The 12,807-nt window shown below is 45.2% G+C and carries 9 protein-coding genes; 3 read left to right on the forward strand and 6 right to left on the reverse strand.

The annotated features are described in order from the left end of the window. Positions 1-156: 156 nt before the first annotated feature. From nuoE to AC5SXE_RS00900, 3 genes are all read left to right on the forward strand, one after another. Positions 157-639 (forward strand): NADH-quinone oxidoreductase subunit NuoE, encoded by a 483-nt coding sequence (gene nuoE / locus AC5SXE_RS00890; protein WP_433913106.1) that lies wholly within the window; start codon positions 157-159, stop codon positions 637-639. A gap of 176 nt (positions 640-815) precedes the next feature. Further along, on the forward strand, positions 816-1,919 hold the full coding sequence (locus AC5SXE_RS00895) for an FAD-dependent oxidoreductase (protein ID WP_493916304.1): 1,104 nt from the start codon (positions 816-818) through the stop codon (positions 1,917-1,919). A gap of 16 nt (positions 1,920-1,935) precedes the next feature. Further along, positions 1,936-4,044 carry a 4Fe-4S dicluster domain-containing protein gene (locus tag AC5SXE_RS00900; protein ID WP_493916305.1) on the forward strand — a complete coding sequence of 703 codons (2,109 nt, stop codon included), beginning with the start codon at positions 1,936-1,938 and terminating at the stop codon, positions 4,042-4,044. A 123-nt stretch (positions 4,045-4,167) separates the two neighbouring features. On the opposite strand, the gene fusA is transcribed toward AC5SXE_RS00900, so the two are convergent. From fusA to lysS, 6 genes are all read right to left on the reverse strand, one after another. Beyond that, entirely contained in the window at positions 4,168-6,267 is a 2,100-nt protein-coding gene (gene fusA, locus AC5SXE_RS00905; protein WP_303883169.1) for an elongation factor G, read from the reverse strand. 17 nt (positions 6,268-6,284) lie between these two features. Beyond that, a complete protein-coding gene (gene gatB / locus AC5SXE_RS00910) occupies positions 6,285-7,745 on the reverse strand; it encodes an Asp-tRNA(Asn)/Glu-tRNA(Gln) amidotransferase subunit GatB (RefSeq protein ID WP_303883170.1) in 1,461 nt (486 codons plus the stop codon). Then, the gene (gene gatA / locus AC5SXE_RS00915; protein ID WP_493916306.1) at positions 7,742-9,223 is read right to left on the reverse strand and encodes an Asp-tRNA(Asn)/Glu-tRNA(Gln) amidotransferase subunit GatA; all 1,482 of its coding nucleotides are present in this window, start codon (positions 9,221-9,223) and stop codon (positions 7,742-7,744) included. The genes gatB and gatA overlap by 4 nt, the downstream gene beginning before the upstream one ends. Further along, positions 9,213-9,530, reverse strand: coding sequence for an Asp-tRNA(Asn)/Glu-tRNA(Gln) amidotransferase subunit GatC (gatC, locus tag AC5SXE_RS00920; protein WP_303883172.1), 318 nt, complete (start codon positions 9,528-9,530; stop codon positions 9,213-9,215). The genes gatA and gatC overlap by 11 nt, the downstream gene beginning before the upstream one ends. A gap of 35 nt (positions 9,531-9,565) precedes the next feature. Then, positions 9,566-11,584, reverse strand: a complete 2,019-nt coding sequence (ligA, locus tag AC5SXE_RS00925) for an NAD-dependent DNA ligase LigA (protein WP_493916307.1) — start codon at positions 11,582-11,584, stop codon at positions 9,566-9,568. A 6-nt stretch (positions 11,585-11,590) separates the two neighbouring features. Beyond that, on the reverse strand, positions 11,591-12,807 hold a 1,217-nt coding region (gene lysS, locus AC5SXE_RS00930; RefSeq protein WP_493916308.1), incomplete at its 5' end, for a lysine--tRNA ligase.

The following is a 12,807-nucleotide window of genomic DNA, read 5'->3' on the forward strand; positions in this document are numbered from 1 at the left end:
GTAATGCCAAATGCAAGCAGAAAAACTATAATCTAAGGCCAGAGAAGACGTAGAAACTTTCTACCAAAAAGAGTCCACGTCTTTTAAATAAAATTCGGTAGTATTATACTATCCCAGAATCTATCTTTTCCGAGACCAATATTTTAAACAGGAGGAATGCCCGTGCTTACTGTAGAACAAGGCAACGAACAAGTGCTGCAAAACATCATTGAAAGCTTCAGAGGAAAAAAAGGCATCACTATATCGCTTTTATCCAAAATTCAAGATACCTTTGGTTACTTGCCTCAGGAAGCTATGAGCAAAGTAGCCAGAGAACTTGATATTTCAGAGGCAAGTCTCTATGGAGTGGCCACCTTCTACGCTATGTTTCGGTTTAACCCTCCCGGAAAATACACCATCAAGCTTTGCAGGGGTACGGCATGCCACGTTCAAGGATCTCTTCTCATCGCTCAAGAGGTAGTTAGACATTTGGGCATTTCAGAAGGCGATACAACGGATGACGGCCTTTTTACGCTACAACCTGTTGCATGCCTCGGGTGTTGTGGTTTGGCACCAGTGATGATGGTTGAAGACAAAGTTTACGGTCGGCTAACTCCGGATAAAGCTATACAAGTGCTGGAAAATTACCGAAAAGACTAAAGTTAGTCCCTGCCACTAATCTCTCGTTAAGGATGCTAGAGATATTGGAACGCATCAACGATGTCTTGTCCATCTCTAGTTTATTGGGGATAAGAACCGAAAAATATCTTATTTACACAAGACGTGCCAGAATAGTTCTGTTTTGTTGCAATAATTAATTGAGGAGGTCTTGAAGTTTGGAACGAAATATTAGAGTATTGCTAGATGGTCGAGAGGTATATGGCTTTTCGGGACAAACAATTTTAGATTTGTGTACCGAGTGTGGCGCAGAAATTCCACATCTTTGCTATGACCCACGCCTGTCAATTCATGGTGGATGTTCGCTTTGCATGGTTGAGGTTAAAGGTGCCAAAACTCTGCTTCGAGCTTGTTCCAACAAGATTTTCCATGGCATGGAGATATATACTGACTCGGAAAGGGTAAAGGATGCCAGAAAGGCCACTCTCGAGTTGTTGTTATCTAATCATGTGGGAGATTGCAGGCCGCCTTGTACGTTAGCTTGTCCCGCAAGGGGAGATGTTCAGGGCTACGTAAATTTGGCTGCTGTTGGTTTATATAAAGAGGCCTTAGACCTTTTGCACGAAAACATCACTTTGCCTGCCTCCATTGGAAGGATTTGTCCCGCCCCATGTCAAGAAGAGTGCAGGCGAAATTTCGTCGATGAGGAGCCGGTTTCCATAAGGGAAATAAAGCGCTTTATAAGCGACTGGGGCTTAGAAAAGGATATGGTTGGCCACGTCGATGAAATTCAGGAAAACGGTCACAGCGTTGCCATCGTTGGAGGAGGGCCAGCAGGGCTCTCGGCCGCATTTTTTCTGAGAAAGAAAGGTTATGAAGTCACCATATTCGAGAAAGAATCTGAATTAGGCGGTATGATGCGTTTTGGCATCCCGGAATACAGGCTGCCTCGTCATATCCTAAAAAAAGAAATAGAATGGCTGCTATCATGGGGCATAAAAACTAAAACAAATACGGCCCTTGGAAAGGATATAACCTTGGAGCAACTTCGCATAAAACATGATGCCCTTTTGCTTACCTTTGGTTGTTGGCAAAGCACTCCCTTAGGAGTGCCTGGAGAAAATTTAAATGGGGTTCTAGCGGGGATAGAATTCCTATACGACGTAAATAATCACCTCCCGGTTGAAATCGGGAAGAAAGTGATCGTAATAGGCGGCGGGAACACAGCGATGGACGCTTGTCGATGCGCTAAAAGGCTTGGAGCAGAAACTGTTACAGTGGTGTACAGACGCACAAGACAGGAAATGCCCGCCGTAGGATGAAGAGATCGAAGAGGCCATGGAAGAAGGGATAAACTTCATCTATCTTGCTGCGCCTAAGGAAATAAAGGGGCATGAGCGAGTTCAGCAGTTAGTTTGCGAAAAGATGGTTCTAGGTGAGCCTGATGCTTCAGGACGAAGAAGACCCATCCCAACGGGGGAAACCTTCACTATAGAAGCCGACACTGTAATTGCCGCTATAGGACAATCTCCCGTGCTTCATATGCTCCCATCAACAATACACAATGGGCGTTGGATTTTGACAGATGAAAATTATGCCACTCCCCTTGAAAAAGTCTTTGCATGCGGAGATTTAAGAACCGGGCCGGATATAGCAATAGCGGCAATCGGAGAAGGTCATTTCGCTGCCGAATCCATACATCACTACATAACCCAAGGATATCCCAAACGCCCCTATGAGTGCGATGTAGTAAGAGATGACTTGGGCCCAGAGGATTTTGAAGACGAGGAAAGACAATCAAGAGAAGTCCCTTATGTACTTCCTGCGAGTGAAAGGCTAGCTTCTCCCTTCAAGGAATTCAACAAGGGCTTAACCGAGGAACAAGTCAAAAAAGACAGCAAACGCTGCATGGAATGTGGATGTCCCGACATTTTTGAATGTAAACTGCGCGCTTACTCCGTCCAGCACGAGGCATCTCCTAATAAGTTTAGCGGAGAGAAGCTAGAGCGTTTCGAAGAAAAGTTAAAATATTACGACAGAGATATGAATAAATGCATACTCTGTGGAAGATGCGTTAGGACATGTGACGAAATTGTTGGATTACACGCCATCGACTATGTAAACAGAGGTTATTTCACCACTATTCACGGTGCATACCTAAAACCCTTGGATGAATCGGAATGCACAGGATGCGGAGTTTGCGTAGATCTGTGTCCTGTTGGAGCTCTAACGGAAAAACGCAAAGAGCGATGGCCACACAGCGAAGTGCCAATTAAAACTCAGACGACGTGTGGTGAATGCTCACTTGGGTGTGAAATCTATGTAAATTCAGATAAAACCCGCTATAATGTCGTACGAGTCACTACCGATTCGGGATCACCCACTTCTCCAACTCATGGGCTATGTTGTTTCAAAGGACGAACCTTTCATTTAAACATCAATAGATTGGAGATAGCAAACGACTCGATGGATCGCTTGAAAAAACTATCCGGGTTCTTGCGCTCCAAGGAAAGAACGTCAATATTTGTAGGCAATAGTTTGAGCAACGAAGAATACGAAGCAATAAAAGACACGTTGGATCTAATTACGCCTAACGCCCTAGTATCAGTAAAAGAAGTTGACGATTTTAGGACTTTCTTAGCACAAGCCAACGACAAGAGCTTAAACAGAGGCACCCTTGGGCAACTTTATGAGGCTGATGTAGCCTTTGTGATTGATGACAATCTAGATGAAGACCTTCCCCTCATCTCTTCCATGTTGCGCAAAATGGTCAGGGAAGGTGATCTAAAGGTCATATATTCGGGCAGTACCCCGGGGTTGCTCGATAAGGGCTCTACAATATTATTAAAGACCAATGCTGTGGAACTTGCGCCGTTATTTGATTCTCTCTCGGGGACCGGCTTGATTCAAAGCGCTTCCAAGTTCACCGGAATTAATGAAGAAAATATTGTTTTGGCCAAAAATACCCTTGCTGCGGCTAAACGTCCAATCACGCTCGTGGGACCCAAAGTAGCTTCCAGCACAACCTCATCCCTGGCGCTGATTAATCTATGCATCAAGCTTGACGAGTGTCTTTATTTGCCACTTTACCGCGGAGCCAACACTGAAGGTGCCCTGCGTATATTAGGCGATCTCTTAACTCCTGCAATTGACAACATGAGCACGATAAAGGAAGGTAAGACAACCCAACTCCTCGCCATAGAACCCGATCAATCGACAATAGAGTTAATTAGATCAGTTAATGGGGTTATAAAATGCGCACTTTTAACCTCAAAAGCTCACGGTGATATAAATACTGACATTGTCGTGCCCATAACTGGGTGGCACGAACGATATGGCCACGTGACAAACCTATCAGGCAGCATATTAGAACAAAACAAGACCGTGCTTCCTCCTAAAGAGCTTAACACATTATCAGGTTTGTTAAAGATACTAGGGGAGCTTTAAGGAGCAGAGAAAAAACAAAAAAGTTTCTTCTGGCCCTGCAGTAATAATAAGCGGGAGTTAGTTACTCTCCCGCTTATTATTACTTTTGTTTGTTCGACGATTCAGTGACAACCAATATGGATGCTATTTGCCAGAGGCTGCTTCTCCTTCTCCTTCAGCTTGCACTTGAGCGATGATCTTTTTAGCCAGATCCTGAGGAACCTCTTCATAATGGGAAAACTCCATGGAAAAATTGCCGCGGCCTGAAGTCATGGAACGCAGCACGATGGCATACCTGAACATCTCGGCCAGGGGAACCTGAGCCTTAACGACTTGGAACCTCCCTCTGCCTTCTATTCCCATGATCCTTCCTCGTCTAGAATTCAAGTCGCCCATTACATCTCCCAGATATTCCTCTGGCACCACAACCTCCACGTTCATTATAGGTTCTAGTAATACAGGAGATGCTTCCACAAAACATTTCTTAAAGCCCATGGAAGCAGCTATCTTGAAGGCCATTTCGGAGGAATCCACTTCATGATAGGACCCATCGTAAAGTATTGCCTTAAAATCTATGGCTGGATAACCTGCAAGCACTCCCTTTTGAGCTGCCTCTCTTAAGCCCTTTTCGACGGCAGGGACATATTGCTTAGGCACAACTCCACCAACGATTCGATCCTCGAATTCCACTCCCGCTCCTCGCTCCAGCGGTTGCAATTCAAGCCATACATCACCGTACTGCCCCCTGCCTCCTGTCTGCTTTTTATACCTACCTTGAGCCTTGGCGGGTTTTCTAATGGTCTCCCTATAGGGAACCTTAGGTAAACGGGTTTCAAGTTCAACGCCATATCGCTCTTTAATGCGTGATAACACTATATCTAAATGCAGGTCTCCCATCCCGGACAAAAGGTGATCGCCTGTCTCCGCGTTTTTCTCGTAGCGCAACGTCGGATCTTCCTCAAGTATCCTGTGGATTGCATTAGACAGCTTGTCTTCGTCAGCCCTGCTTTTAGGGACAATGGCTAAGCTATATACGGGATCGGGGAATTGAATTGGGGGAAACACGAAATCCACGCCTTTAACTGCTATGGTATCCCCAACCGTGGCGGTCTGAAGTTTCGGTATCGCCACGATGTCGCCAACGGTGATTTCCTTTACGTCCTTTCCATCCTTGCCTCTCATAAACCTCAAAGAGCCTATCCGTTCTTCAGTCTTCTTATTGACAACATACACGGATTGATCCAAAGTTAATGTCCCCGAAAACACTCGTACAAAAGAAAGTTTGCCAACGTAAGGATCAACCATGACCTTGAAGCAAAGAGAACTAAATTTTCCGTCAGGATCCGGCTTTACCTCGACCTCTTCTCCTTCTGCATCTATCGCCTTTCTTGGAAACATATCCAGCGGAGATGGCAAAACATCGCTCATAACATCCAAAAGCTGAAAAATTCCAACGTTTGCAATAGCCGAGCCAGGCAATACAGGCATCACGATTCTATCAAGTATCGCTTTTTTTAGGGCGACAATAAGCTCTTCCTCTTTTAGCTCTTCTCCTTCCAGATAACGCATCATTAAATCGTCGTCAACTTCGACAATTCTTTCTATCAACGCCTCTCTTTCTAATGCCAGCTCCTCCTCTAACTCGGCAGGAAAAGATGTTTCCTCGTAATCCTTGCTTCCGTCCCCTTTGTAGAGATATGCCTTCCCGGTCAAGACGTTGACCACGCCTTTAAAATTACTTTCTTTGCCAATTGGTAAATACAAAGAAATGGCCCTATCGGTTAGAACTTGCCGTATTTCCTTTAATATTGCGTTGTAATCTGAGTTGTCCCTGTCCAGCTTGTTAACGAAAAAAACGACGGGAATGGAAAAGTCATCAGCAAAATCGAAGGCCTTTTCTGTCTGCACTTCTACGCCATCAACGCCACTTATAAGGATAACCGCCGAATCAGCTACCCTCATCCCGGAGCGCAAATCTCCAACGAAATCCGCATAACCAGGGGTATCAAGAATAAAAAAAGTTTTATCCTTATAGTCGAATGTTACAATAGACGTATTAATCGAGATTTGTCTTTTTTGTTCTTCCGGATCAAAATCACTTACCGTATTGCCCTCTTCGATCCTTCCCATGCGACTAATTACATTCACGTCATAAAGCATGGCCTCGACCAAAGATGTTTTTCCTGCACCTCCGTGAGCGGCTATAGCAATTGTTCTTGTGTCTTCAGGCTTACGCGCTCCCATCGTCCTACCCCCTTAATTTAAATCTTGCTCATGATAAACGATTGTACCTCTTTTGGATCTGCCTGACCTTTAGTCTCTCGCATTACGATGCCTTGCAAGAATTTTATCTTTTTCCCTTTTTTGTCCTTACCTGCCCTGATTTCCTCGACGACGTCAGAATTCTCCGATAAGACTTTGTCAATCACGGCTTCCAATTCAGGACCGGTCAGCTTGCCAGTGCTAAGTCCCAGGATCTTGACGGCTTCTTCGACATTTATCGACTTTTCCAACATTAAGTTAAAAACTTCTTTTGCAGCCGTCGTTGAAAGGTCGCCCCTATCAACCAGCAAAAGAAGTCCTGCAATTTCGCTGGTCTGCACTGGGAGATCTTCAGCGGAAATGCCTCTTTCGTTCAACACCCTCAAAATCTCCGTCCTTATCCAATTAGATGCCACTTTGATTGATGCCCCTTCTTTAACGAGCTCATCCATTAAAAGGGCCACATCCCTTCGCTCGGTAAGAACCTCTGCTTCGTCTGAGGACAAACCGTAATCACTCATGAATCTGCCCAGCACCTCCCACGGTAATTCGGGCAGCCCCTTACACAATTGAACAATGACACGCTCGTCCACTACTAGCGGCGGAAGATCTGGATCAGGGAAGTAGCGATAATCCTCGGCCTCTTCTTTGCTTCTGCTTGATATGGTGATATTTGAGCCATCGTCCCAATGCCTGGTCTCGCTAACTATGGCTTTACCTTCCTTTTTAGCCTCTTTTTGCCTTTCATATTCGTACTCAAGTGCGCGCTCCAGGGCTCGTAATGAGTTCATGTTTTTGACTTCAACTTTTTCGCCGTATTCGCATCCAGGCTCCATGATAGAAATGTTAGCGTCAACCCTCAAGGAGCCCGCCTCCATATCCCCATCTGAAACACCTAGGTATCTAACTAATTGGCGTAATCTAGATACAAATTCCCTTGCCTGTTTCGCGGAAGCTATGTCGGGATGTGTAACTATTTCCATCAAAGGAACGCCTGCCCTGTTACAGTCAACTAAGGAGTATTCTGCACCCATTAACCTCCCGCTTGCGGTAGAGTGCACTAATTTTCCCGCATCCTCCTCCAGATGTAGCCTTTGTATTCTGATCCTTTGCGTTTTGCCATCATCGTCGCTTACTTCCAGGTAACCGTCAACAGCAAGTGGTAAATCGTATTGACTAATTTGATAAGCCTTTGGAAGGTCCGGGTAAAAGTAATGCTTTCGATGAAAAATCGTACGAGTATTAACCTTGCATCGCATTGCCAAGGCGGTCCGAATGGCGTACATGATGGCTTTCTCGTTGATCATGGGAAGTGAACCAGGCAAGCCCAAGCAAATAGGACATACATGGCTGTTAGGCTTAACCCCTATATAGTCTGTCGAACATGAACAAAACATCTTAGATTTCGTGGCCAATTGTACGTGTATTTCAAGTCCTATGACGGGAATAAATTCGTTCATTTTCGATCGCCTCCCATGATAGTTGTAGCCGGGCCCACAGCTCGTTCTATAATAGAGGCCGTTTTTAGTATATCGCCTTCGCAAAATTTCTTGCTCACAAGCTGAATCCCTACTGGTAAGCCTGAAGAGCTGGAAGACACCTTCATGGACAAACCTGGCAAACCGGCAAGGTTTACCGGAATGGTAAAAAGGTCAGCCATATAAACCTTTACCGGGTCCAGTATCTTTTCTCCGCGCTTAAAGGGCAACGTCGGTGTGGCAGGAAGTAACAGGACGTCAGCCTTGAGGAAAACTTCATCAAACTCCTTAACGACAAGCTGTCTCGCTTTTTGGGCTTGTAAATAATAAGTTTCATAACCGCTTGAACTTAAGACAAAAGTGCCTATGAGTATCCTTCGTTTTACCTCAGGGCCAAACCCGCCCCCGCGACTTTTTTGGTAGAGCTCTTGTAAATCCTCGGCTTCTACGGAAAAACCGTATCGAACCCCGTCAAAACGGGCTAAACTCGAGCTCGCCTCAGCTGGCGCTATAGTGTAATAGCAAGGAAGTCCATATCGCGCTGAGATTGGTAGTTCAACCTCGATTATTTCTGCCCCTGCATCCTGGCATATTTTCAAGGCCTCAGTAACAGCCTTTTTAACTTCCTCATCTATTTCCAGTGATTTGTAGTCAGACAAATAACCAACTTTGAACCCTTCAAGGGAGCTTTCATTCAAAAATTCCAAATAGTTTGGTCTTTCTTTTCTGACGCAGGTCGCATCGCAATCATCCGGCTCCGAAATTATTTGTAGAACTAAGGCTAAATCCTTCAGGTCTCGCGCAAAGGGACCAATTTGGTCCAAGGAAGAGGCGAAGGCCACCAAGCCGTATCTGCTGACCAAACCATAGGTAGGTTTTAATCCATATACTCCACAAAAGGCAGCAGGTTGTCTTATAGATCCCCCTGTATCGCTTCCCAAAGCTATGGGAGCATAACCTGCGGCAACCGATGCCGCGCTTCCACCAGAGCTTCCTCCCGGAACCTTTGATAAATCCCAAGGATTAAGTGTTGGTCCAAAGGCGGAATACTCGGTAGAACTTCCCATGGCAAACTCATCCATGTTGGCCTTGCCGATCACCACGGCTCCAGCTCGTTCTAAGCATCTTACAACATGGGCACTGAAGGGGGGAATCCAATTCTCGAGCATTCTGCTGCCACAAGTCGTTCGTACTCCATCAGTCGTAATATTATCCTTTATCACTACAGGAACTCCGAACAACGGTCCCAGATCTTCGCCCCTTGCCAAAGCAGCGTCAAGCATCCATGCCCTCGAGCGGGCTTCTTCGTACATTGGGGTTATCAATGCATTTAAATTTCTTTCGTTTATCTCTATGTATTCCAACACCGTCTCTATCACATCGGAAACGATAAACTCCCCTTTGCTGTATCCTGACATCAAATCAAAGGCTGAGAATTTCAAAAACTTGCTATTCTTCATTTCGATCGTCCCTCACTATTTGTGGCACTTTAAAGTAACCATCTTCAGACGCGGGAGCTTGCGAAAGAACCTCGTTATAGCGATTCCATAATACTACTTCATCACTACGCCATGGTGTTGGATCTCTGTCCTCCAATGGAAAGGGGTTTATATCACTTGTATCCAGTTCCCGTAAAGTTTGAAGTTGGTCTAATATACTTTTGAATTGTTCTGCTATTTGTTTCGTCTCTTCTTTATTTAATTCGATCATAGCTAATCGTGCCATGCGCCTTACTTCTTCAACTAGTTCTTCTGGCGTAATGTCCATAGACTCAACCTCCTAATCTGACTATTTTTTACTTCCTATTTCCCTTTTTTTGACCTAGCTTCATCGACCAAATTCCAGAAAGCTTGCTCATCAACAATTTTAACACCTAGCCTTTGAGCTGCGGCCAGTTTGCTCCCGGGATTACTGCCTACCACTACCATGGTCACATTTTTGCTAACCGAGCTGGCAGGAATGGCTCCCAAACTTTTTATTATCGCCTCAACCTCGCTTCTTGAAGCCCTCTCAAGCTCTCCGGTAAAAACAATCCGCCACCCCTCCCATGGACCAACCTCACGTTTTATTTCCTCCTCAGACATTTTAACGCCACATTTAGCCAGTTCTCTCAGAGTGGCAAGGTTCTTTTCGTCCTTAAAAAATGCAACAATTGACGAGGCTATCTGGGGACCTATCCCAGGAATGCTGGATAATTCGGCAGTAGTTGCCTTGGCCAATTCGTCAATGCTTTTAAACCTCTCAGCTAAAATCTCAGCAGTCCTCAAGCCAACGTATCTGATGCCGAGGGCATAAATGAGCCTGGAAAGTGGCCTATTCTTAGAATTATTTATTGCAGCGATCAAATTTTCAGAGGACTTTGGCCCCATTCTATCCAAGGACATCAAATCTTCCTTCGTCAACTTGTATAAGTCAGAAAAGTCACTGACTAATTTCCTGTCTACTAATTGCTCTATAATCTTTTCACCCAAACCCTTTATATCCATGGCGTCACGAGAAGCAAAATGCCGAATACTTTCCTTCAACTGAGCAGGGCAAGACCGATTTGGGCAACGGTGAGCCACCTCGCCTACCAACCTAATTACCTCTGCCCTGCAAACGGGACAGTTTTTTGGCATAACAAAGGGCTTTTCCTGGCCCGTTCTGGCACTGTAGTCAACACGAACCACTTCTGGTATTATCTCACCCGCCTTACGGACATATACGAAGTCCCCCTCACGTACATCAAGGCGTTTTATCTCATCATCGTTGTGCAAGCTGGCGCGTTGCACAACAGTACCTGAAAGCCTTACCGGCTCTAAAATAGCAACAGGTGTGAGTACGCCCGTTCTTCCAACTGAAATCTCTATCCTTAGTAAACGGGTCCTCTGTTCTTCGGCGGGATACTTAAAGGCAACTTGCCACCTCGGGGATTTTGCTGTCGTACCAAGAAGCTCATATGTACTCAAATCATCAACTTTTATTACCACACCATCAGTAACATGGGAAAGTGAGTGCCTCTTTTCTCGCCATTCCTCAATATAATCCCATAATTCGTCAAAACTCTTGCAAAGTCTTTCGTTCCCCTGAGTTGGAAATCCTCTTTCTCGAAGCCAAGAAAGGGCTTGATATTGCGATGAAAGACCGTGCTTTTCCGGATTAACTACATGATATACAAATAAACGAAGCCGGCGCTTGGCCGTCACACTAGGATCAAGTTGCCTCAAACTTCCCGCAGCCGCATTCCTAGGATTAGCGAAAGGCTGCTCTCCCTCTTCTTCTCGAGCTTGATTAAGCAAAGCAAAATCTTCTTTCGTCATGTAGACTTCGCCTCTGACCTCGAGCCTGCCCGGCACATATTCGAGTAATCTCAAGGGTAGGCTTTTAATGGTACGTAAATTATCCGTTACATCCTCGCCTACTTTTCCATCGCCCCTCGTCGCACCCAAGGTGAACCTGCCCTCTTCATATATGAGCGAGACGGCAACGCCATCTATTTTTAGTTCGGCCGTAAAATCTACTTTTCTTTCAAGTATCCTATGCACCCGAGAGATGAAGTTTAACAACTCTTCTTGGGTAAAAACATTGTCCATAGAAAGCATTGGAACTTCGTGAACCACTGTCCGAAATTCTTCTCTCGGCCGGCCTCCAACGCGCTGCGTCGGCGAATCAGGGGTTACTATCTGAGGAAAGCGCCTTTCGATCTCCACTAACTCTCGGTACAAGGCGTCGTATTCTTCGTCAGTTATCAAAGGTGAGTCCAAGACATAGTAATAGTAATTGTGTTTTTCTATTTCTTGCCTAAGCTCTTCAGCCCTTTTCCTGGCCTCGCCTAAATCCAAGAGGCTTCACTCCTTTGGGCGCATGGTGGGAAAGAGGATCACGTCACGGATCGAGCTTGAGTTCGTTAAAAACATGGTAAGCCTGTCGATGCCAATACCCAAACCGCCAGTCGGGGGAAGGCCATGTTCAAGGGCAACTATGTAATCCTCATCGAAGGCATGCGCCTCTTCGTCACCGGCTTCTTTTTTTCTTAATTGATCCAGAAAACGCTCTTTTTGGTCTAAGGGATCATTGAGCTCGCTAAAAGCGTTTGCTACTTCTGCTCCACATATAAAGAGCTCAAATCTGCGGGTGAAATCGGGATTATCAGGGTCTCTTTTAGCAAGAGGAGAAACCTCCACCGGATAACCCAAGACAAATGTGGGTTGTATCAATTTATCCTCCACGAAGTTGTCAAAGAATTCGGTCATGATTAAAAGTCGGCTTTCGTCTCCTTTCACCTCAAGTCCCCCTTCTTTCGCAAGCTTCCTTGCTTCTTCATCAGTAACGGTTAAAAAATCAATGCCACAATGCTCCTTCACCAAATCCACCATCGCTGCACGCCTGAAGGGAGGCTCGTAGTTTATCATGTAATCGCCATAGGGTAACTGCCTGCTTCCCATTGCATCAGCACAAGCTACGATTATCTCTTCCGTTAAATTCATCATATCCTCGTAGTTAGCGTAAGCCCAGTAAACCTCCATGGCGGTGAACTCCGGGTTATGCATGGAATCGATGCCTTCATTTCTGAAGTTCTTGCCTATCTCATAAACGCGTTCATACATCCCAACTACCAGTCGTTTTAAGTAAAGCTCAGTCGCTATCCTGAGATACAAATTTATCCCTAAAGCATTATGATACGTGATAAAGGGCCTGGCAATAGCTCCTCCTGCAATCGGAGATAACATCGGAGTTTCAACCTCAAGTGTTCCATGAGACTCCAAGACCTCTCGAAAGGTCTTTATTATCTTGGCTCTTTTTCTAAAAGCCTCTCTGACCTCGGGATTAGCTATAAGGTCTAAATAGCGCTGTCTGTAGCGCACTTCCGTATCCTTTAGGCCGTGCCATTTTTCAGGCAAAGGCCTTAAGGCTTTGCTCAAAAGTTTAAAGTCTGTTACCAGAAGGGACAACTCACCCCTTTTGGTTCTAAAAGGATGCCCTACAATTCCTAGAAAATCTCCCGTGTCTACCCATCTTTTGAACCATTCGTATTCTTCTTCCCCTAAAGAATTTAACTGAAAGT

Source organism: Acetomicrobium sp. (genome assembly GCF_059026225.1).

What these genes read in the sequence shown, in the direction of transcription:
- nuoE (WP_433913106.1), top strand. Translation starts at nt 157, where the DNA reads ATGCCCGTGCTTACTGTAGAACAAGGCAACGAACAAGTGCTGCAAAAC.
- AC5SXE_RS00900 (WP_493916305.1), top strand. Translation starts at nt 1,936, where the DNA reads ATGGAAGAAGGGATAAACTTCATCTATCTTGCTGCGCCTAAGGAAATA.
- fusA (WP_303883169.1), bottom strand. Translation starts at nt 6,267, where the DNA reads ATGGGAGCGCGTAAGCCTGAAGACACAAGAACAATTGCTATAGCCGCT.
- gatB (WP_303883170.1), bottom strand. Translation starts at nt 7,745, where the DNA reads ATGAACGAATTTATTCCCGTCATAGGACTTGAAATACACGTACAATTG.
- gatA (WP_493916306.1), bottom strand. Translation starts at nt 9,223, where the DNA reads ATGAAGAATAGCAAGTTTTTGAAATTCTCAGCCTTTGATTTGATGTCA.
- gatC (WP_303883172.1), bottom strand. Translation starts at nt 9,530, where the DNA reads ATGGACATTACGCCAGAAGAACTAGTTGAAGAAGTAAGGCGCATGGCA.